This window comes from Streptomyces sp. NPDC032161 (assembly GCF_040636995.1).
In the GTDB taxonomy this organism is placed as follows: Bacteria; Actinomycetota; Actinomycetes; order Streptomycetales; family Streptomycetaceae; genus Streptomyces.
This window is the reverse complement of the sequence record NZ_JBEZVN010000034.1, coordinates 32100-51341: the sequence shown is the minus strand read 5'-3', so window position 1 is coordinate 51341 and position 19242 is coordinate 32100. Positions and strand designations below refer to the sequence as shown.

Below are 19242 nucleotides of genomic sequence, written 5' to 3'. Positions count from 1 at the left end.
CCCACGACCAGCCAGAGCTACACCGTCCACGCCACCGTCACGTTCTTCGAGCACGGACTTGCGAACCGCTCGCGGACGTAAACGCAACGGTGTTGACCCTGGACCTGTTGGACGATCTTGGGCCGCTGCCCGTCGCCATTACGGTGCACTTGGACGCCGGGTACGACTCGGACAAGACCCGCACCGAACTCACCGCCCGCAACCTGCGCGGGCGCATCGCGCACAAGGGGGAGAAGGCGCCGATCCAGGCCAGTCAGCGGTGGCATGTCGAGCGCACGCACTCCTGGCAGAACGCCTTCCACCGCCTCGCCTGTTGCTACGAGCGCCGCGTGGCCGTGATCAACGCCTTCTTCGACCTCGCCGACACGGTCATCACTGTTCGTAGCTTGATCCGTCGGGCCTGGACCACCCACCGCTGGGACAGTCGGCCCACGCGCCGCCGCTGAGCGCCTCGCCCTTTGTGCCTCCTACCCGCCAGCGGCAACTCGTGATGACCGCGCGGGCAATGCCTTCTCGTAGCACACCGACAGCGGATCCTGATCGTGCGGCGGGTAGTTCGCAATCTTGCGGTACCCGGCCCGCTCATACAGGCGCATCGCAGCGGGCTGCCGAACTCCCGTCTCCAAGAGCATCGACCGGCCCCCGAGCCTTAGGGCGAGCTGCTCGGCCTCTGCCAGCAGCATGTCAGCCACCCCCTTTCCCCGGACAGTCGGGGACACGAACATCCGTTTCAGCTCACATATCTCCGGACCAACCGGCTGCACAGCACAACACCCCACCACCTGGTCGTTCGTTCGAGCCAGTAGATACCGGGCTTCCGGAGCCAAAGGGGCCGGCTGGACATCGGGCGGAAGCTCATACACAGGAATCAGCTCCGACGTCATCGCATCGACCAATGAGCGCAAACCTGGATCATCGGCCATACAGGGGGAAACCGTAAACATCGCGCCATCTTCACACCGTCCTACGTTCTCCCGCTACAGCCAGATCTCAGACCGCTCACTGAATGCCCCAGCGCCAACGTTCCGAGCACCGTACGTAACAGCACCGCGGGATCCGAACGCGAAGGACAACAAGAATGATGCATCCTGTAGCCAACCTATTTGCGCGGCCTCTAAGAGGTCTGGACGAAGCCGGCACCCAGTGCCCTCGTGTCACCGCGAGTCAGGTCGATGTCACGGTCCAGGCGCCCGAAGATCGGGATGCCCGCGCCGAGAAGGACTGGCGCGGTGGTGATGGTGATCTCGTCGAGGATGCCTTCACGCAGGAAGGTCTGGATGATCTGGCCGCCGTCCGCGTACACGTTCTTCGCCCCCGCGGCGGCGAGTGCGTCAAGGAGACCATCCAGGGCGGGGTGGACGGTGATGTTCGGGTCGCTGGTGGTGAGCTTGGTGCTCAGAACGGCTACGCGCTTGCCCTCGTAGGGCCAGAAGCCGAAGGTGAGGACCTTCTCGTAGGTGTTGCGGCCCATCACGACGGTGTCGTCGTCCACCCCGGGCACGGGCCTTCCTTCGACGGAACCCGGCTGCGCGAGATCGCCGACGCCTACATCACCGCCCGCGCCTGACCCCGCCAACCAAACCACCCATCCCGCCTCGGCATCGAAGGACCTCCGACGGCCTCCCGGACCACCCGCGCCAGCACGTAACCGCCGTTCAGCGGCCTGGCATCGGGTGGCCCGGCTCTCTTTCCCTGGCCCCCCGAGGCCAGGCTGCTGAACGGCTCGCGAAGAAACCGAGCTACGCCCGTACCCGGCCCGGCCCCCGGCCCTCCGCCTGCACGCCGCTCCCGCCGAACGCCGACATCCGCATCCGCGATGTCCTCCCCATCTTGAGCACCCCGCCCGGCCTCGCCACCGACCGTGTGCGCCATTCCGCTCCAGACCGTGTCCCACGGAGACAACCTCACCCTCGAAGACCAACTCGGGGATGGGCCGGGGACCTGCCGCCGCAATACGGCTCCATAAAAAACGTTCTGGAACCTGCCGAAGCCTTCCTACACTCGGCCCGTGATCCGTTCTGCTGTTTCCAGAGATGCACAGGCCATCGGCGACCTGAAAGTCCGCGCGTGGCGAGAGGCGTACGACGGGTTCATGAGCCGCGAGTATCTTCGCGGGCTTGACCCTGTGAAAGAAGCTGACGAGTGGGCCGAGTATCTGGCCGATCTCCCAGATGAGCACCGTCTGTGGATCGCCCAGGAGGGCGATGCCGTAGTCGGGTTCTGCCGAACGGGCCCGGCTGATCAAGACCAGGATCCGGATCTCGGTTCTCGCGCTGCCGAGGTCTACGGTCTGTACATCGAGCCTGAGCGAATCGGCACTGGCCTGGGCAGGCAGCTTTTCGGGTACGCGACAGCCGATCTCGAGGAGAGAGGCTACGGCCCGCTGTGCGTGTACGCGTACCTTCCCAACTCTTCGGCAATACGTTTCTACGAAGGATCGGGTTTCCGACTTGATGGCACGACTCGCGCAGATGAAGAGGGCGGAATCGAACTCTTCGAAGCACGGCTGGTGAAGCGGGGCTGAGCGTGTCGAGCTGGCGCGGCGGCACGGCGTCTCGATGAGACGGAACCCGGCTGCGCGAGATCGTTGAGCCTACGTCGTCGCCCGCGCCTGCCCCGGCCGACCACCTGCCCTGTTTCGGCGCCGAAGGACCTCTGACGGCTTTCCGGGCCACCCACGCCAGCGCGTACCAGCCGCTCGACGGCCGGAACGCATACCACGGCCGTCATCAGGCTCGCGGTCATTGCGCTGCTCAGGGGGAGTGGTGCTGGCGTTCGCCAAGAAGCGGTGGGGCGGTGGCCCCTGAGCCGTACCCCAGGTGCAGACCGCCTGGAACATGACAGGCACATCGTGGACCGAGGCGAACACTGCCGCAGCCGCCCTTGGGCCTTCGACCCGGGGGGCATCATGGCACTCCTGGAGCGGCCTGTGGTGGTGCTTGGTTCAGGCGGCCGAGGTTCGCGTGATCAGCATGAACGTCAGCGCACCCTGCGCGAGAACAAGAATGAGCAGTGCGACTGGTTCGTCGGCCGGCGGCGGCCAGCCGACAAGTAACAGCGGGCCGCCGACTGCCATGACCAAGCCGGGGCGCCGGTCGGACAGCCGCCTGGCGAGGGTGACACCAGCGTCATGTCTCGCGACGATCGGCAGCCCGGCAGCCTGGCAGCTCGCGCGCTGGGGGGCGATGGTGCGAGCAGAACTCAGTTGTCATGGCCGAAGACTCGTCCGGTCCTCTGGGCTACGGCGTGCTGGAGTACACCTTCTTCGAGCAGGGCTTTGTCACCATGCTGATGGTCGCGCCCGGCACCCGCCGACGAGGTGTCGGGGCACACCTGCTCAACGCTGTCGAGGCGAGCTGTACCAGCCCGAAGCTGTTCACCTCGACGAACGTCTCCAACCAGCCCATGCAGCGCTTGCTGCAACGCGCCGGCTGGTGCCCGGTCGGTCTGCTCCACGGTCTGGACGATGGAGATCCCGAACTGTTCTTCCTCTGCCCGCGGAGGTCGAGTCGGCGGTAGCCGGACAGCCAGGGCATAGCACGCGCCGTCACACTCGACCGCTTCGACGACTACTGGGGCGCGAAGGCCAAGTCCGGCAAGGTCGTCTTCAACATCCTCACCGACCCCTCCGCACAGACCAACGCGCTGCTCAGCGGAGAGGTCGACGGCAGCTACCTCATCCCCACCGAGAGCTGCGCCCGTCTGAGGAACAGCGGCCAGGGCACGCTCTTCTTCGGTGAGGGCCTGACGACGATCAACGTCAACGTCACCAACATGAAAGGCCCCCTCGGCGACGTCCGGGTGCGCCGTGCGCTGTCGATGGCGCTGGACCGCAAAGGCTTCGTGAAGGCCGCCCTCGCCGGGGCCGCGAACGTCTCCACCTCCCTCCCCGTACGCCGCATGGGGCGCCGCCGAACCCCAGGTCAAGAAGGCCGCCTTCGACGACCTCCCCTCCGCTACGCGGGACCTCGACAAGGCCAGGGCCCTGATCAAGGACGCCGGGGCCGCCGGCAGAACGGTCATCATCGCCACCAGCCCCATCGGCCAGGACGTCTCCCTGCTCGCCACCGCGGTGCAGGCGGCCGGCACCGAGATCGGCCTGAACGTGCGGCTGAAGACCATCGCGCCGAACGCCTACACCGCGCTTTTCTCCGACCCCGAGGCACGGGCCGGCCTGGACATGTTCCCCGCGACCTACTATCTCTCCGTCACCGACCCCTTGGACCTCCTGTCCAGCTTCGAGACCGGCGCGTTCGAGCTGGCCGGGGGCGGCGCGAGCGCGCGTCGCGGTGTCCCCTCGCCGCGTCTACACCCTTGCCTCCACCGCCGCGTCCAGCCACTGGCACAGTTTGTCCAGTGTGCCCCGTGCTCGCTCGGCGTCGCCCGTGGTGAGGTAGTCCGCCTGGAGACCGGCGAACGTGGCATTCAGCATCGTCGCCGTGATCAGCGCCGTCCCCTCGGATGCACCGCGCAGCGTCAGGCACGAGGCCACGAACTCCGCCCTCCCCCGCACGAAATCCGGTACTGCCGCGGGAAGTCGGCCTGCCGCGGCGAGTCCTTCGATCTCGCGGATCAGCCGTGTCATGGGCAATTCGGCCTCGCCCAGGTTCCGCTCCCAGGCCGATCGTACGACGGCGCTGACCGGTACGGCGGGGTCCTCCCACCCCTCTGTCGTCCGTAGCGCTTCGTGCTGCCGTTCGTCCAGGCGCCGCATGACGGCGACGAGAAGCTCCTGTTTGTCCGCGAAGTGGTGCGTGAGGACGCGGGTGCTCTGACCCAATGCCGCGGCGATGCCGCGCAGGGTGAACTGGCCGATGCCGGTGAGGGCGAGATACTCGATCACGGCGTCGAGCACCTCGCGGCGGCGGTCCGGGTTGAACGGTCTGGGCACGGCGTCGGCGCTCCTTTCTCGGCGGATTCCGGGCTTCCCCAGTCCCCTCGGCGTGCGGCCACTGTTTCATACCGACCTCACACCCCGTAAAGGAAACACCTGTTACCTTAATCCGGTGACTGTGTCCTTCCGTCAAACACCCCTCTGGCTCTGTACGTTTACGCTCGCCGCCTTCGCGGTGCAGACCGACGACTTCATCATCATCGGCGTCCTCCCCGACCTCGCCCGCGACCTGCACGTCAGCGAGGGCGCTGCTGGGCAGCTGGTGACCGTGTACTCCCTCGTCTACGCGCTGGCCGCCCCTGCTTGGGCGCTGCTGCTCGCGCGGATCGACCGCAAGCGCGCGTTGTGCGGCGCGCTAGCCGTGTTCGCCGCCACCAACGTCGTGGTCCCGCTCGTCACCTCCTTCCCTGCGTTGATGTGCCTGCGCGTCTCCGCGGCGCTCGCCGCGGCTGTCGTCATGCCCGCCGCCCTCGCCGCAGCCACCGCTGCTGCCCCGCCCGACCGGCGTGGCCGCTATCTCGCCACGGTCATGACCGGACTGACTGGCGCGGTGCTGATCGGCGTCCCCGCTGGTACGTACATCGGTGACGCCGTCGGCTGGCAGGCGACCTTCGTGTTCGCCGGGGCGCTGGGCGCAGCGGCGCTGCTGCTGGCCCTCGTGACCGTGCCCCGCATCCCCACCGCAGCCGAACCGGCAGCAAACGTACGGAAGTTGCTGCGCCCCGTCTTGAACCGCGCCGTCCTCGTCGTCCTCCTCGTCACCGTGGTGACCGTGGCGGGCAACCTCGCCTTCCAGACGTACCTCGCGCCCTTCCTGTCCGACCTCGCCTCCGTGAACCGCAGGCAGCTGGCGCTCCTGCTGGTGCTCTCTGGCGCGGGCGGTCTCCTCGGCACGCGCCTGTCGGGACGCTTCGTCGACCAGTACGGATCGCTACGCGCCCTCGTCGCGGCGGGTGGGCTCTTCTGTGCCGGGATGGCTGCATTCTGCGGGCTGTGGGTGTCCCGTCCAGTCCCGCTCGTGCCCGTCGCCGCCCTGCTGCTGTGGTGGTCGGCGGCGGCCTGGGCTGTACCCCCCGCCATCCAGGCCCTGATGGTCGACCGGGTAGGCCCGGAGGCTGCCACCCAGGCGATGGCCCTGCACAGCAGCTCCGCGTACGTCGGAGCGGCGGCCGGCGGAGGTCTGGGCGGCGCCCTGGTGGCCGTTGACGCCGGTCTCCTTCCGGCGGTGGCCGCCGCCCTGGTCGGACTCGCGCTCGGGGGCGTGTGGTGGGTCGCGCGGTCCGCCCCGACCGCGAATGAACGTCCCGGACGCGTCTGCCGGGCCGGGGAGGCGGAGGCGGGTGCCGCCGAGGGCGAACACGGCGCGCGGACGGGGCGGGGCCACCGGCGGTGAGGAGCCGAGAGCGGTGAGGTGGCGGGCATGGGCGGGGAGCGGCGACGGCGCGGAGCCGTGGTCACCCGTGGGCCTCTCCGTCCCTGCCGAACTCCAGGAGATGCAACCCCTCATGGGGCGCGGCCACCGGGGGACGGCGCAGCCCGAGCCCCGCCGCCTTGCCCAGCATCCGGAACTCCTCCGCAGTGCGCTCCTTGCTACCCAGCAGGACGAGCATCGCCAAGTCCCGCTGACTGACCGGAAGCTGACCCTCTACGGCGGAGTCGTCCACCACCCGGTCGACCACGAGGACGGCACCGCCGTCGACGACGGCCTCGGCACACCGGCGCAGCAGCCGGACGCAGTCGTCGTCGCCCCAGTCGTGCAGGACGTGGGCCAGGACGAGGACGTCGTGGCCGCCGGGCAGCGGGTCGAAGAAGTTCCCGGGGCTCAAGGTCACGCGTCCCGCCAGCGCCGCGTCACCGCCCAGCTTGGCCTCGGCCCGGCTCATGGTCCCCGGCAGGTCGATCAGGGTGCCCCGCAGGTGGGGATGGCGGACCAGGACTTCGCGCAGGGTGCTGCCGGTGCCGCCGCCGACGTCCGCGACGCGGGATGCCGTGTTCCAGTTCCACGCCGTGGCCAGCCATGGTCCCACGGCGCGGGCGTGTCCCGACATGGCCGTGTCGAAGGAGGCCGCGAGCCGGGGATCGGTGGCCAGACTCTGCCAGAACGGTGCCCCAGCGATCTGGGGCCAGGCGGGTCGGCCTGTGGTGACGGCGGAGACGAGGCCGGGAACCGCCCGGTCGCCGGCCGCCGCCCATGCATCCGACTGATCGAGACCGCGCGCGAGACCGGAAGGGTGCCCGGAAGTCAGAACGGCACCCAGGGAGGTCAGCCGGTAGCCGTCCGGACCGCGGTCGAGCAGCCCGAGGTTGGTGAGATGACGCAGCAGCCGTCCCACGGCGTCCTCGTCCGCCCCGGTCCGTTCGGCGAGGAGGGCCGGGGCGCCGAGTCCTGTTCCGACGAGATCGAAGAGGCCGAGTGTGACGCCTGCGCGCAGGGCCCAGGGCGTGAAGAGGGTTGCCATCAGGGCGACGAGGTCGACGGCTTCGTCGGGTGCGGGGCCAGAGCTGGGATCAGAGTGGCACGTTGTGGTTCTGGGCGGTTTGGGGACGGGCGTCAGGTCCGATCCCGGCGCTACGGAATCGGGAACCTCAGGACCGGGTACGCCAGGCTCAGTGCTGGTCTTCGTCGTCCCGGACCCCCGCCGCGCCGCGCTGTCCGGCAGAGGGCGCGGGTCCTTGCTCCTCGCGTCCTTCGGCACCGGATTCGTCTGCACCGGATCGTCCTGCATCGGGACCTCCTCGCTGTTGTTGTGCTGACGTGGTCGTGCGGTTGGCAGTGGCTGTGGAGGCGCATGGGAAGCCGGCGGTGCTCCGCGTGGCCGGCCGGCTCATGGTTCCGGCTTGCCCGGACCAGGCGGCCGGATCTCGGCCGGAACCCCGGTCTCGCCGAGATGCTCCGGATGCCGCTCGGTCAGTTTCAGGAGCGCAGTCCCACTCAGTACGGCGCTCAGCACGACCATGCAGGCCACCGCCCACAGCGAGCCGGTCGCCGACAGGAGTCGGTCGGCCGCGGCGGGAGCGAGTGCCCCGCCGATCAGGACGCCGCTGTTGAAGACCAGTGCGACCGCGGTGAAGCGGTATCGGGTCGGGAAGACACCGGCCAACAGCGCGCCCAGCGGCCCCGAATAGATCCCGTACACCACCATGGCGAGGGCGAACGCCCAGGTGATGTGGGTGGGTTGGCCGGTACGGACCAACGCCATCAGGGGGAAAGCCCACGCTCCACAGAGCACCGCACCGGCCAGTGCCGTCCTGCGCCGTCCGATCCGGTCGGACAGTACGGCCGAGGCAAATCCGGTCGCCGTTTGCACTGCCAGCGCCACCAGGGTCGCCCGGAGCATGTCCGCCTTGGCCACCCCCAGGGTGCTGGTGCCGTAGGCGAGGGCGAAGGTGTGTGTGACGAAGTAGAGGACATTTCCTACCACCAGCGCCGCCACTCCGAGAAGCAGTGCCGCCGGCTGTGCGCCCATCACATCCAGCAGCGGCACGCGCTCCAAGCGCGCGCCGGACCGGTCGGCGACGAACACCGGAGACTCGGTGACGGAGAGACGCGCGTACAGCGACAGAGCGACCAGCGCCGCGCCAGCCAGGAACGGGATCCGCCAGCCCCACGCCTCGAACTGCGCCGGACTCAGCGCGCGGGCGAGCACGAGGAACACGGTGTTGGCCGCCAGCGACCCTAGGGAGGCGCCCGCCCCCGGGAACGCGGAGTGGAATCCCCGTTGAGAGGGCGGCGCGTGCTCGATGGCGAGCACGGTCGCACCCATCCCTTCCGCACCGAGGGCAATTCCTTGGGAGATACGCAGAATCATCAGCAGCGCAGGGGCGATCCAGCCCGCCTCCGCGTAAGAGGGCAGGAGGCCCATGAGAGTGGTGCTAAATCCCATGAGAAATAAGGAGAGAACCAGCGCTCGCTTCCGTCCCGTACGATCGGCGAAGTGGCCGAATGCGAGCGCGCCCAGAGGGCGAGCGACGAATGCCACCCCGACCGTGGAGAACGATACGAGCAGTGCGTTCGAGCCTTGCAGCGTGGGAAAGAAGACGTCCGGGAAGATCAATACGGCTGCAAGGCTGTAACTGAAGAAATCGAAGTACTGGATGCTCGTGCCCACCATGCTGAACAGGGAGATCCTGCGTGCCGTGGCATCCGAGACCAGCCGTGGCGGGTCACCTTTGAACGCCATGGAATGCCTCCGTAACGGTGCATCGCCCTGCCGGGAGTGAAACAGTCAACCGCCGTTGAAGCAATGCCGTGAGGGTGGAACAAGCCACTCTGTAGTCATGGCTTCTGCGGGTGTTGACGTTCGGTGCGATGGCCAGGCAGGGTGGATGGGGAGTCGAGGCGAAGTCACTAGCGGGTGCGGTGAGACGCAACGCATGACAAGAGAGCGTCCTCGATTTGTTTTCCTGGCGATCGGGGGTGAACTTCGGCTGCCTTTATTCGCGGCAATGCCACCTTTCGCTTAAAGGTCAACTCGCGTCTCTGCACTCGAATATCAGAACGGAGAATGCGATGGACAACATCAGCTGGGCTCCGGCCCGCACGGCGTGGGCTCCGGCCCGTACCGCGTGGGCTCCGGCCCGCACGGCGTGGGCTCCGGCCCGTACCGCGTGGGCTCCGGCCCGCACGGCGTGGGCTCCGGCCCGCACGGCGTGGGCTCCCGCCCGTACCGCGTGGGCTCCCGCCCACGCATCGACCGACGAGACGGGCGTCTACCAGCTCGCCCGGCTCTGACCTGATCCGGTTCCCGGACACCGTGTGGCCGCTGCCTCCCACCGGGGCGGCAGCGGCCACACATACTCGCCCCGAACCGTCCGTGCGGACGACGGGAGACGGGCGGCGAGAGACAGACAACGGCACCGACAACAAGGGAGCGGCATGAGCACGTACAGGAAAGTCCTGGTCACCGGCGGTGCGGGCTTCATCGGGCGCAACATGATCCAGGGCCTGCTCGACGACGGCTGCGAAGTCACCTCCATCGACAACTTCAAGATCGGAGGACAGGAGTACATCCCCGAGGGCATCCGGCGGAACGTGGAGTGGATCGAGGGCGACACCCGCGATCTCGACCTGCTGCTCAAGACCGTCCGGGGCCAGGACGCCGTGCTCCACCTCGCCGCGCCATCCTCCTTCCTGATGTACGAGGAGGACCCGGTCGACGGCGCGTCGGTCACCACCCACGGCTTCCTCAACGTTCTGGAGGCCATGCGCAGGAACGATGTCGGCAAACTCGTCTACGCCAGCACCAGCGCGGTGTACGAGGGCAACCCCGTCCCGTACACCGAGGACATGCTGCTTGCCCCGCCGGATCTGAAGGCGCTGTCGAAGAAGTGGAACGAGGAGGTGGCCCGACAGTACTCCAAGCGGTACGGGATCACCGCGATCGGCATGCGGCCCTTCAGCGTGTACGGGCACGACGAGTTCAGCAAGGGCGGATACGCCAATGTCATCTCGCTCTTCGTCTGGGCCCTGCTGCACGGAGCCACCCCTGTCCTGTGGGGAGACGGCAACCAGACCAGGGACTTCATCTACGTCGAGGACGCTGGCCGGGCCTTCCGTACCGCACTCGCCGCCGACTTGGCGACCCAGGAATTCAACGTAGGCACCGGCATCGAGACGACGTTCAACGAGGTGCTCAAGCTGATCGGCGACGAACTCGGCGTCGAGGCACGTCCCGAACACGTTGACGTTCCCATCACCATCTACGCCGAGCGGCTGTGGGCCGACGTCACACGCGCCACCGAGGTCCTCGGCTTCCGCCACGAGGTGGACGTGGCCGAGGGGGTCCGCCGCGTCGTCGCCGCCGCGCGTCAGGTCGACGAACCGCAGCAGCAACAGCGATTGAGCGGGGCACAGCGGTACTTCGAGACGCTCCGGCGCGGCTGAGCGGAGGGGAGCGGCACCCGTCATGACCACAGTCCTGGCGCTCACCGACTCGACCGAGGACATCCAGCACTTCTGTCCCGCAGGTTCGACCTTCGTCTTCCGCATCCGGCTGCTGCCGGCTCACGAGCACGCCTACGAGCACTTCGAGGAGATCTATCGGACCCTCAAGGAGTCGTGCGACCTCTCGACGATCGACGTGGTGGTCGCGGAGTACGTGGAGTCGCTCCCCTTGCTGTACTTCATGCGCCGTGACGGCTATTCCTGCCCCGCCCTGATGATCCCGCACAACAACCCCTACCCCCTGCACATCCTGTGCTACTTCCTTCTCGTCGCCGCTCACGCACACCCCGGTGACCTGGTCCTGTGCGGCTCGCGCCACGCACAGCGTGCATATGAGCACCTCACCGGCATCCCGGCTCGGGCCCTGTGCACCTTCGGCATCTCCGACGTGTACCGCCCGCTGCCGCGTGACGCGTCCCGGCAGCACCTGGGGCTGCCACTCGACCGCACCATCCTGCTGTACACGGGCCGCTTCATGAACGACAAGGGCCTTGAACCCCTCCTCGCCGTCGCACGCACCCTGCACAAGGAAGACCCGCGCGTATTGCTCGTGCTGTCGGCCACGCACATCGACCCGCCCTACTACAACCGGCTGGCGGGGCGGATGGACAACGTCGTTCTCTTCCACCGCCTGGACAAGGAGCAGACCGCGCACCTCTACAACGCGGCCGACCTCTTCGTGTCCTGCGCGACCAGCGTCTTCGAGACATACGGGAAGTCGCCGCTGGAGGCGCTGGCGTGCGGGGTGCCGGTCGTGGTGCCGCGCTGGGACGGCTTCCCGTACTACGTCGACGACACCAACGGGGCCCTGGCCGAGGTGGAGTTCCTACCGGAACCGGTGGACCCGGTCGCCAACCCGTACGAGTTCGCCCTCGTGGATGTCGACGACTGCGTGGCCGCCTGCCGCCGCGTCCTGGCCAGGCCCGGCCCGCACACCTACAAGGTGCCCGAATGGGCACGCTACGAGTACACGATGAGAATCCTGCCGGGGTTGATCGAGGACATGGCCCAAGGACACCGGCACGGGCCCGCGCCGGTGCGCCGAGAGGGTCCTCGCCCGCTCGACCTCGGACGCCACCCCAAGCCAGTGGCCGCCCTGCTGGAGCACTACGGGCTCACCGACGCCGGCACGCTCCTGCAACGAGCCGATGAGCTTGGTCTGTTGAACCAGAGCGACCCGGGAGAGCAGCGGTTGCTGCGCGATCTGCACAACGAACTGTTCACCGTGATGGACAGCGAGACCGCTCGCGTCCGGCAGAACCCGTGACACGCGAGCGACATACCCGACCCGAGGAAAGGGGGTGCCCGGATGACCGAACGGCCGACCGGTGAGTACGTGCTCTTCGAGGAAGTCGCCCACACCTACGACCAGTTGCCCGTGGAGTTCTTCGGATCCGTCGGCGAGCGGCTGGTCCGGCTCGCGGCGGTTCGCACCGGCAACCGGGTCCTGGACGTGGGGTGCGGCCGAGGCGCGGTCACCGTGCCGGCCGCGCGGGCCGCCGGGCCCACGGGCAGTGTGCTGGGTATCGACCTGTCGCCCAGCATGGTGGAGGAAACCGGACTTCTGGCACGGAGGTCGGGACTCGCATCGGTGCAGACTCTGGTCATGGACGGGCAGGCGCCCGAGCTCGCGCCCGCAGCGTTCGATGCGGTCGTGGGGAGCATGAGCGTACACATGCTCGACGACCTGCCCGCCGCGTACCGCGCGTACCGCACTCTCCTGCGGCCGGGCGGACGGCTGGGGCTCGCAGCCCCGGCCACGGACGTCGAGACGGGGCCTGACGGACACGCCCGGGTGCTCGGGCTGCGGACGATCGCCGACATGGCCCGGACATACGCCACCGGCAGCGGTGTCTATCCGAACAGTGAGTCATTCGGCGGACAGGCCCGGCTGTACACCGATCTGTGCCAGTGCGGATTCGAGGAAGTGCAGCTCACGGTGGAGAACGCGTTCATCAGAGCAGGATCGGCGTACGACGTGGTGCGCTGGACATGGACGCACGGTATGCGGCGGCTGTGGGAACGCGTCGAGCCGCCGCGCCGTGCGGCGCTGGAGGAGCGGATCGCCGGGGAGATCGCGGCGGACCACGTCGTCGACGGACAGGTAGTGATCCCGGTTCCAGTCCTGTACGCGACCGGGATGCGGCCGGAGGAGTGAACGCGGTGCGGGCATCGGTGCCGCCGGGGCGCTCGTGCGGCTGTGTCCGTGCTGTCCCCTGAACTCCCGCGTCCCTTCCCTGACGTGCTCACCCGCACCGCACGGCCCCAGAGACCGCCCGACTGAGGAGGCAGACCATCACCATCCAGCCGATTCCTCCCACCTCGCCGATTCCCCCCTCCGCTACGCACGAGCGTCCGCTCGACGCCGAGCGCTGGAAATGGGCCCGAAGTCAGTTCGAACTCGACCCGGAATACGTCCACTTGGCGCTCTCCATGCTGGCCCCGCACCCCAGACCGGTGAGGGAGGCCATCGAGCGCCACCGGCGGGCCTTGGACCGCAACCCCGCGCTGCACTTCCACGAACGCGACGGCCAAGTCCGCCAAGTCCTCAACAGTGCCGCCGCCTACCTGGGCGGACGGCCCGACGCGCTGGCCCTCACCGAGAGCACCACCGCAGGCCTTGCTGCCGTCTGCGCCGGCATGCGCCTGGAGCCGGGCGACGAGATCCTCAGTACCGACCACGAGCACTACGCAGCCACGGAGATCCTCCGTTTCAAGGCGGCGGCGACCGGGGCGACACGGCGGATTATCTCCCTGTACGAGCACGCGCCCGACGCGGACGCCAACCAGATCGTGGAGGCCGTCACGCGGGGCGTCGGTGAGCGTACCCGTCTGTTCGTCGTCACCTGGGTCCACTCGGGCACCGGCGTGAAACTGCCGCTGGCCGCCATCGGCGAAGCGGTCGCCGCGGCGAACGCCATGCGGCCGAGCCACCGCCGGATCGTGCTCTGCGTCGACGCCGTGCACGCCCTGGGCGTCGAGGACTTCGACGTCACCGCGCTCGGATGCGACTTCTTCGTCGCCGGATGCCACAAATGGCTCTTCGGACCGCGGGGAACCGGGGTGGTCTGGGGCAGCGACCAGGGCTGGTCGAGAGTCGCTCCGGTGACTACCTCCTTCGACGTGGAGGTCTTCTGGCCCTGGTACCTGGGACGCACCCCCGACGGCGAAGCGCCGCCCGCCCGCATGTGCTCACCAGGCGGCTTCCCCGCGTACGAGCACCGCTGGGCGCTGCACGAGGCCTTCCAGTTCCAGCTGGCCCTGGGGCGCGCTGCAGTCGCCGCACGGATCGCGGAACTCACCACGTACTGCCGACAACGGCTGGCGAAGGTCCCGGACGTCGTCATCCGCACCCCGCGATCCTCACACCTGCGCGCCGGAATGGTCTGCTTCGACGTCGCGGGACGCGATCCAGCGGACATCGTCGCCGCGTTGGAGAGGCGGCGGGTAATGGCGGGACAGACTCCCTACCGCAGCAGCGCCATCCGGTTCGCGCCCGGTGTACTCAACACCGCGGAAGACATCGACCGGGCGGTCGACGAACTGGAGCGGATCATCGCGGGAGGAGAGCAGTGATCAGCGGCGCCCCGGGCCCCCTCCACGAGCCGCACGCGCTCGGGCTGGCCGCCCAGGCCCCCCACCTACGAGGCGCTGCTCGACTGGTGGACCTTCCTGCGTGAGGCGGCGCCGGTCCATGACGACCAGGAGCTGGGCAACTGGCACGTGCTCCGGTACGACGACGTGGCGACAGCCCTGGCCGACCACCAGACCTTCTCCTCCGACATGCGCGACCTGATCGAGCAGCCCGACGCGTTCTCGACCGTCGCGCAGGGCGCGTTCCTGCGCTTCGACCCACCCGCCCACGACAGGCTGCGCTCACTGGTGAGCAAGGTCTTCACGCCCCCGCATGATCCAAGAACTGGCACCGAACATTGCCGGGATCAGCGAGGGACTACTGGACGCGATGGACGAGGCACGGGACATCGACTTCGTCGAGCAGTACGCGTATCCGCTGCCCCTGGCGGTCATTGCGGAAGTCCTGCAAATCCCGGTCGTGGACCGCGCACGGTTCCGTACGTGGTCCAACGCGCTGTTCTTCCAGGGCAGGGACGACACACCGGTCCTGGTGGCGACGGCGGAGATGCTCCGCTCCATCGATCCGCTGATCGCTGAGATGAACGCATACTTCCTGGACATCATCCGCAGCCGCAGGGCCCGGCCGGGCCCCGACCTCATCAGCAGGCTCGCCACCGTCGACGAGGGCGGGCAGCGGCTGCGCGACGAGGAGATCCTCGGAGTCTGCGGCTTCCTGCTTGTCGCCGGGCACATCACCACGACGATGCTGCTGACCAGCTCGGTTCTGCTACTGAACGAGCATCCGCAGGCCGCCGCCGACCTACGAACCGATCCTTCGCTGACGGCGAGCACGGTGGAGGAGGTCATGCGATACCGCGGCCAGCTGCCGGCCGCAGCGCGGCGCACGACGCGGGAAGTGGTCCTGCACGGCAGGAAGCTGCCCCGGGACAGCATCGTCCTATTGTGGCTGACGTCGGCCAATCAGGATCCGCGCGTGTTCCCGGACCCGGGCACGTTCGACATCCGCCGCACCCCAAACCGCCACCTCGCCCTGGGCCGGGGCATCCACTACTGCCTGGGCGCGCCACTGGCCCGCCTTGAACTGACCATCGCGCTGAAGGGATTGCTGAGGCGTTGGAGCCACTTCGCACCAAGCGGGCCGGTGAGGTACGAGGACCCGCGACACACGATCGGCGCGAAGGAGATCCCGCTGAGGGTGAGGTGGACGGAGAGCTGACGGGGCACGGCACTCGCAAATGAGCCGCACGGAGGAGGAAGGTTACCTGCGTGTTCAGGGGCCGGGAGAGCGGTCTCTTGCCGAAGGCTGGATTCCACCCTGGCATGGCGGGCCCGTTCGTCGTCATGCACTTCCCCGAAGCCGCCCGCGAAGTCGTGTGGGCGGAGACTATGACCAATCCCGCCGTGGAGGCGGCGGCAACTGCGTTCGGGTCGGTGTGCCGGGCGGCTACGTCCTGATCGACGACTCGCAACACCCTGAACGACAGCCCACGTCTGCACGCCGGCCGAAGCCGAGGCGTTCCTGCTGGCGCGAAGGATAACGAATTCGACTTCCTGTTCGATCTCTGATGCGACCCTGGTACTCGGGAGCCAGCCTCAGGTAGAGCCGAGGCAGGCCCCCGCTTGAATTCTGTGAGGATTCTCCCGCCTGCTCACCGCCCCACTCGTCAGCCCTCATCCGCTGCCCCCCGCGTCGGTCGCCCCGCCTTCGAGACCTACACTCCGCCCTCGTACGCCGCGCTGAGGGCTGGGGCCTGCGGCTGTCGCGGTAGGACCTGCCGGGCCCCTGACACCGTTCCGGCCCCGACCCGGGCGTACGGTGGAGACACGGCCGGGCGGATGCGCCGTTGGGCTTACACCTTCTGTTCCAGGCCGTTGCCGATCACCTCCCGCAGCGACAGGCGGTTCGAGTGCGCTCCAACTGGCTGACCCTGGTCTGCTGCGGGACCTGCTGGTCGAGTTGCCGCTGCCCCGCTTCGAGGGGCGGATCGTGCTCTCGCCTCGGCCGTGGACCACGTGTACGTGGGCGTGGCGATCGCGGCGGGGCTGGCGGTGCTGGTGCTCGCTACAGTTGCTCCGAAGCGCTTCCCTCTCGCCGAGGGGAGCTGACGGCACTTCGGGTGGAGGCGGGGCGGACGATGGCGGGGCAGGCGACCGGGCAGGCGACGGCGGGCTGGACCGAGGTCGGCGACGGGGTCTTCCAGCGGCGGTTCGACCCGTGCGACGTGACGGTCTCCGTCGTCGTCGGTGCGGACGGCCTGCTGGTCGTCGACACCCGCTGCAGCCTCGCCGAGGCGCGGGAGCTGCGCGAGCACCTGCGCGAGCTGTCGGCAGCACCGGTGCGGTGGGTGGTCAACACCCACATCCACTGGGACCACGTCTGGGGCAACGCGGAGTTCGTCGCCCCGCGCCAGTCGCCTCCGGCGGAGGTGTGGGGCAGCGCGCCCATGGCGGCGATGATGCGCGGCGCGGCGACCGACCCGGAGGCGGCGGAGTTCAAGGAGCGGATGACCGGCCGCAGCCCCGAGTGGGCGGCGAAGATGGCCGAGCTCGAGGAGTACGCCCCCGACCACGAGGTCGATGGCGCCCACGACCTCGACCTCGGCAACGGCCGGGTGGTCGCGCTGCGGCATCTCGGCCGCGGCCACACCGACGGCGACCTGGTTCTGCACGTCCCCGACGCGGGCGTGCTGGTGCTCGGCGACCTGGTCGAGCAGTCGGCGCCGCCGGCCTTCGGCCCCGAGTCCTTCCCTCTCGACTGGGCCCCCACACTCGACGCCGCGCTGGCCCTCGCCGGACCGGACGCACGGTTCGTGCCGGGGCACGGCGAGACGGTGGGTGCGGAGTTCGTGCGCGAGCAGGCGGAGGCGATTCGCGCTGTCGCGGAGCAGTGCAGAGCGTTGCACGCGGCGGGCGTCCCGTCGGAGGAGGCCCTGAAGGCAGGCGAGTGGCCGTTCCCGCCGGAGGCTCTGACCCACGCGATCCCGAGGGCGTATCAGCAGCTCCAAGGGTGAGTTGCAACATCCAGGGGTGCGGGGAACTGCACGACGAGCCACTCTGTGCGGATGGCCCTGTTCGTTGAGGACCATCCTGCTCATCGGTGGCTTGTCGCGCAGTTCCCCGCGCCTGATCCTTGATGTCCCGCTCGATCAGCGTTCACTCGTTGGGTGATTGGCGGACATGAGGGCGGCCCGGTCGTGATCCTCGCTCTGCGAGGAGATCAAGGAATGGTCACCGTCCCGCCACCGGCCCTGCGGCGAAGATGCAGGAGATCGCCCAGCGATACCCCCGCATGTTCGTGCACTGGCGCCTCACCACGGCCGCCGCGGAGGTCTGATGATCAGAGCGACAAGAGCCGTGCAACGGGAGATCGTTACGCACGGTTCTGTGAGAGCCGAGGGGTGAGATCCCCCTCGGCTACTCGACTGCAGCGTCTCGGGGGCGACGAGGCTGATGCACCGGCTCGGCTTCAGCCCACAGGTCCCCGCGCGGCGGGTCGCCGAGCGACGCGGGCCGAACCGCTCTCCCACCCGCAGCAGCGACGAGTCCAACTCGGCATCCCGCAAACCAACTTCGAAATCGCTCTCCGTCTCCATGACTGGTTCAAGCGCCCCGATCGGATGAGTCACGAACCACCACCACCCTGACAACGCGTCAGCTCGATTGACTTCAAAAGGGCCCTGTGACCAGGGCAAATGGAGAAGTGCGACTGGGCTAACGCCCTGATCCTTGGTAGTCCTACCGCCCACGGTCAGCAACGTCGGCTCGTCCCTGCTCGTCGAAAGGGTCCGCGAGACAGGCCTTCACCAGGCGATATCCGCCGCCGATCAGCTCCGGCGCCCGGACGGGCGCGCTCCGGATGCACTGCGCCGCGGCGGTCGAGGGTGACCGTGCCGAGCTCGCCCCGATGAAGGCGGTCGACGTAGACGGGGACGAGCTTGCCCGGGCCCTGGGACGGGATCGGCAGACGCTCGGAATCGGATGGTGCGGCCCCGGCTTGCGGGGCCTGTCAAAGCACTGCTCCCAGGCGGGTGGAGATCTCGCGGGCCGCCGCGGTCACCAGTGGAGCCAGCTCCGGCACCTTCGCGCGGGGCAGCCGATCCACGGGTGCCGACACGCTGAGTGCCGTCGTGCAGGCCCCCGACTGGTCGAAGACCGGGGCCGCGACGCAGCGGATGCCCTCCTCGTGCTCCACGTCGTCGACGGCGTAGCCGCTCTCCCTGATCTCGCTCAGCGCAGCCCTCAGCTCGCCGGCGGTGGTGATGGTCCGGGGGGTGTGTGCCGGCATACCGTTCTCGATCACCAGATCGACGGTTTCCGGTGAGGCGTGGGCCAGCATGGCCTTGCCGACACTGGTGCAGTATGCCGGCGCGCTGTTGCCGATCCGGGAGAACATACGGACCGGGTGCGCGGTCTCCACTTTGTGGATGTAGACAATGCTCGGGAAGTCTGCGACAACCAGGTGGACGGTCTCGCGGGTCCGCGAGGCGAGTTCCTGCAGGACGTCGTGCATACTCCTGGGCAGGTCCAGGCCCGCGAGGTAGGCATTGCCCAGTTGGGCGTTGCGTCGGCCCAATCGATAATTCCCGGACGGAAGTTGTTCGACCAGACGGGCTTCCAGCAGCGGTTGGAGCAGTCGGAGCAAAGTGCTCTTGTTGAGGCCGACTTTCTCGGCGAGTCCCGTGAGTGGGTATCCGGTCCCGTCGATCTCTTCTCCGAGCTTCAGAAGGATGCATATCGCCCGGCGTAGTGACGTCGAGTTGTTTCGAGGTCTTGGTGCAGGGCTCAGCTCCCGGATCACCTTGGGGTG

18 protein-coding genes and 3 pseudogenes are annotated in these 19242 nt (G+C 68.4%); 13 read left to right on the top strand and 8 right to left on the bottom strand.

Features of this window, described 5'->3' with window-relative positions:
- On the top strand, nucleotides 1-446 hold a 446-nt coding region (locus AB0E67_RS31075), incomplete at its 5' end, for a transposase (RefSeq protein WP_362032954.1).
- Nucleotides 447-467: 21 nt separating this feature from the next.
- Here the strand turns inward: AB0E67_RS31075 and AB0E67_RS31070 are convergent.
- Nucleotides 468-923, bottom strand: a complete 456-nt coding sequence (locus AB0E67_RS31070) for a GNAT family N-acetyltransferase (protein WP_362032952.1) — start codon at nucleotides 921-923, stop codon at nucleotides 468-470.
- A gap of 191 nt (nucleotides 924-1114) precedes the next feature.
- Nucleotides 1115-1501, bottom strand: coding sequence for a dihydrofolate reductase family protein (locus tag AB0E67_RS31065; protein ID WP_362032949.1), 387 nt, complete (start codon nucleotides 1499-1501; stop codon nucleotides 1115-1117).
- A gap of 507 nt (nucleotides 1502-2008) precedes the next feature.
- On the opposite strand from AB0E67_RS31065, the gene AB0E67_RS31060 reads away from it, so the two are divergent.
- On the top strand, nucleotides 2009-2524 hold the full coding sequence (locus AB0E67_RS31060) for a GNAT family N-acetyltransferase (protein WP_362032947.1): 516 nt from the start codon (nucleotides 2009-2011) through the stop codon (nucleotides 2522-2524).
- 444 nt (nucleotides 2525-2968) lie between these two features.
- On the opposite strand, the pseudogene AB0E67_RS31055 reads toward AB0E67_RS31060, so the two are convergent.
- A pseudogene (locus AB0E67_RS31055) lies at nucleotides 2969-3127 on the bottom strand (MFS transporter); the annotation flags it as partial.
- Between the two features lie 83 nt (nucleotides 3128-3210).
- Between AB0E67_RS31055 and AB0E67_RS31050 the strand changes: the two are divergent.
- Nucleotides 3211-3519 (top strand): GNAT family N-acetyltransferase, encoded by a 309-nt coding sequence (locus AB0E67_RS31050; protein ID WP_362032944.1) that lies wholly within the window; start codon nucleotides 3211-3213, stop codon nucleotides 3517-3519.
- A 15-nt stretch (nucleotides 3520-3534) separates the two neighbouring features.
- Nucleotides 3535-4234: pseudogene (locus AB0E67_RS31045) on the top strand (ABC transporter substrate-binding protein); the annotation flags it as partial.
- Between the two features lie 72 nt (nucleotides 4235-4306).
- Here AB0E67_RS31045 and AB0E67_RS31040 read toward each other — a convergent pair.
- Entirely contained in the window at nucleotides 4307-4891 is a 585-nt protein-coding gene (locus AB0E67_RS31040) for a TetR/AcrR family transcriptional regulator (protein ID WP_362032941.1), read from the bottom strand.
- 115 nt (nucleotides 4892-5006) lie between these two features.
- On the opposite strand from AB0E67_RS31040, the gene AB0E67_RS31035 reads away from it, so the two are divergent.
- Nucleotides 5007-6287: an MFS transporter gene (locus tag AB0E67_RS31035; RefSeq protein WP_362032938.1), complete on the top strand. Its 1281-nt coding sequence runs from the start codon at nucleotides 5007-5009 to the stop codon at nucleotides 6285-6287.
- Between the two features lie 61 nt (nucleotides 6288-6348).
- Here the strand turns inward: AB0E67_RS31035 and AB0E67_RS31030 are convergent, their stop codons facing one another.
- The gene (locus AB0E67_RS31030; protein WP_362032936.1) at nucleotides 6349-7353 is read right to left on the bottom strand and encodes a methyltransferase; all 1005 of its coding nucleotides are present in this window, start codon (nucleotides 7351-7353) and stop codon (nucleotides 6349-6351) included.
- Nucleotides 7354-7719: 366 nt separating this feature from the next.
- A complete protein-coding gene (locus tag AB0E67_RS31025; protein ID WP_362032934.1) occupies nucleotides 7720-9075 on the bottom strand; it encodes an MFS transporter in 1356 nt (451 codons plus the stop codon).
- Between the two features lie 329 nt (nucleotides 9076-9404).
- Here AB0E67_RS31025 and AB0E67_RS31020 point away from each other — a divergent pair, with 329 nt between their 5' ends.
- The 5 genes from AB0E67_RS31020 (at nucleotide 9405) to AB0E67_RS31000 (ending at nucleotide 14414) form a co-directional block, all read left to right on the top strand.
- Nucleotides 9405-9626, top strand: coding sequence for a hypothetical protein (locus tag AB0E67_RS31020; RefSeq protein ID WP_362032931.1), 222 nt, complete (start codon nucleotides 9405-9407; stop codon nucleotides 9624-9626).
- 144 nt (nucleotides 9627-9770) lie between these two features.
- Nucleotides 9771-10778 carry an NAD-dependent epimerase/dehydratase family protein gene (locus AB0E67_RS31015; protein ID WP_362032928.1) on the top strand — a complete coding sequence of 336 codons (1008 nt, stop codon included), beginning with the start codon at nucleotides 9771-9773 and terminating at the stop codon, nucleotides 10776-10778.
- 22 nt (nucleotides 10779-10800) lie between these two features.
- The gene (locus AB0E67_RS31010; protein ID WP_362032925.1) at nucleotides 10801-12105 is read left to right on the top strand and encodes a glycosyltransferase family 4 protein; all 1305 of its coding nucleotides are present in this window, start codon (nucleotides 10801-10803) and stop codon (nucleotides 12103-12105) included.
- A 42-nt stretch (nucleotides 12106-12147) separates the two neighbouring features.
- Nucleotides 12148-12996, top strand: coding sequence for a class I SAM-dependent methyltransferase (locus AB0E67_RS31005; protein ID WP_362032923.1), 849 nt, complete (start codon nucleotides 12148-12150; stop codon nucleotides 12994-12996).
- Nucleotides 12997-13295: 299 nt separating this feature from the next.
- The gene (locus tag AB0E67_RS31000) at nucleotides 13296-14414 is read left to right on the top strand and encodes an aminotransferase class V-fold PLP-dependent enzyme (protein ID WP_362032920.1); all 1119 of its coding nucleotides are present in this window, start codon (nucleotides 13296-13298) and stop codon (nucleotides 14412-14414) included.
- A 65-nt stretch (nucleotides 14415-14479) separates the two neighbouring features.
- On the opposite strand, the gene AB0E67_RS30995 is transcribed toward AB0E67_RS31000, so the two are convergent.
- Entirely contained in the window at nucleotides 14480-14737 is a 258-nt protein-coding gene (locus tag AB0E67_RS30995) for a hypothetical protein (protein WP_362032917.1), read from the bottom strand.
- Nucleotides 14738-14745: 8 nt separating this feature from the next.
- On the opposite strand from AB0E67_RS30995, the gene AB0E67_RS30990 reads away from it, so the two are divergent.
- The 3 genes and pseudogenes from AB0E67_RS30990 to AB0E67_RS30980 all read left to right on the top strand — a co-directional run.
- On the top strand, nucleotides 14746-15651 hold the full coding sequence (locus AB0E67_RS30990; protein ID WP_362032914.1) for a cytochrome P450: 906 nt from the start codon (nucleotides 14746-14748) through the stop codon (nucleotides 15649-15651).
- A gap of 919 nt (nucleotides 15652-16570) precedes the next feature.
- Nucleotides 16571-17446 carry an MBL fold metallo-hydrolase gene (locus AB0E67_RS30985; protein ID WP_362032911.1) on the top strand — a complete coding sequence of 292 codons (876 nt, stop codon included), beginning with the start codon at nucleotides 16571-16573 and terminating at the stop codon, nucleotides 17444-17446.
- Between the two features lie 421 nt (nucleotides 17447-17867).
- Nucleotides 17868-18056, top strand: a pseudogene (locus AB0E67_RS30980) (winged helix-turn-helix domain-containing protein); the annotation flags it as partial.
- Between the two features lie 385 nt (nucleotides 18057-18441).
- Here AB0E67_RS30980 and AB0E67_RS30975 read toward each other — a convergent pair.
- The gene (locus tag AB0E67_RS30975; protein WP_362032909.1) at nucleotides 18442-19233 is read right to left on the bottom strand and encodes an IclR family transcriptional regulator; all 792 of its coding nucleotides are present in this window, start codon (nucleotides 19231-19233) and stop codon (nucleotides 18442-18444) included.
- Nucleotides 19234-19242: the final 9 nt, after the last annotated feature.

What these genes read in the sequence shown, in the direction of transcription:
- AB0E67_RS31070 (WP_362032952.1), bottom strand. Translation starts at nt 923, where the DNA reads ATGGCCGATGATCCAGGTTTGCGCTCATTGGTCGATGCGATGACGTCG.
- AB0E67_RS31050 (WP_362032944.1), top strand. Translation starts at nt 3,211, where the DNA reads ATGGCCGAAGACTCGTCCGGTCCTCTGGGCTACGGCGTGCTGGAGTAC.
- AB0E67_RS31030 (WP_362032936.1), bottom strand. Translation starts at nt 7,353, where the DNA reads ATGGCAACCCTCTTCACGCCCTGGGCCCTGCGCGCAGGCGTCACACTC.
- AB0E67_RS31025 (WP_362032934.1), bottom strand. Translation starts at nt 9,075, where the DNA reads ATGGCGTTCAAAGGTGACCCGCCACGGCTGGTCTCGGATGCCACGGCA.
- AB0E67_RS31020 (WP_362032931.1), top strand. Translation starts at nt 9,405, where the DNA reads ATGGACAACATCAGCTGGGCTCCGGCCCGCACGGCGTGGGCTCCGGCC.
- AB0E67_RS31015 (WP_362032928.1), top strand. Translation starts at nt 9,771, where the DNA reads ATGAGCACGTACAGGAAAGTCCTGGTCACCGGCGGTGCGGGCTTCATC.
- AB0E67_RS31010 (WP_362032925.1), top strand. Translation starts at nt 10,801, where the DNA reads ATGACCACAGTCCTGGCGCTCACCGACTCGACCGAGGACATCCAGCAC.
- AB0E67_RS31005 (WP_362032923.1), top strand. Translation starts at nt 12,148, where the DNA reads ATGACCGAACGGCCGACCGGTGAGTACGTGCTCTTCGAGGAAGTCGCC.
- AB0E67_RS30990 (WP_362032914.1), top strand. Translation starts at nt 14,746, where the DNA reads ATGATCCAAGAACTGGCACCGAACATTGCCGGGATCAGCGAGGGACTA.
- AB0E67_RS30985 (WP_362032911.1), top strand. Translation starts at nt 16,571, where the DNA reads ATGGCGGGGCAGGCGACCGGGCAGGCGACGGCGGGCTGGACCGAGGTC.